Below are 541 nucleotides of genomic sequence, written 5' to 3'. Positions count from 1 at the left end.
AACAGCTTTTTAAACCCGTAACGGGGATAACGTTCTGCCGCCTCTGTCAGCGCCTGTATCACCGGTTCATCCCGCCGGGTATCCGGTTTGTAAAAATACACCGTTCTGCTCAGCGATATGGCCCGGCAGGCGTGACGGATGCTCATCGAATACTGTTCGATAAGGTAACTGACAAGCTCCCGCTTTACCGCTGTTTTTAAAGCTTTTTTTCGATAACGTCCTTCAGTGCCCGGCACTCAAGACTCAGGTCAGCAAACATCTGTTTTAAACGCCGGTTTTCTTCCTCAAGATCTTTTAACTTTTTAATATCAGACGCTTCCATCCCGCCGTATTTGGCTTTCCAGTTGTAGTAGCTGGCTTCGGATATACCGGCTTCACGGCAGACATCTTTGACTGTACGTCCGGCTTCAACGGACTTCAGAACGGCGATAATCTGATGTTCAGTAAATCGGGCTTTGCGCATGGCGATCTCCTCAGGATACATATCAGTATGGATGAAGATCTCTGAAAGTGAATGGGACTTTTTTCCGGGATACTTACA

Annotated in this window: 1 pseudogene; it reads right to left on the bottom strand. The window is 47.7% G+C overall.

Annotation, left to right across the window (positions count from 1 at the left end):
* Nucleotides 1-463, bottom strand: a pseudogene (locus AB7038_RS18095) (transposase); the annotation flags it as partial.
* Nucleotides 464-541: the final 78 nt, after the last annotated feature.

Source organism: Morganella morganii (genome assembly GCF_041099235.1).
GTDB lineage: Bacteria > Pseudomonadota > Gammaproteobacteria > Enterobacterales > Enterobacteriaceae > Morganella > Morganella morganii_E.
The sequence above is the reverse complement of the archived record's forward strand: the minus strand, read 5'-3'. Positions and strand labels throughout refer to the sequence as shown.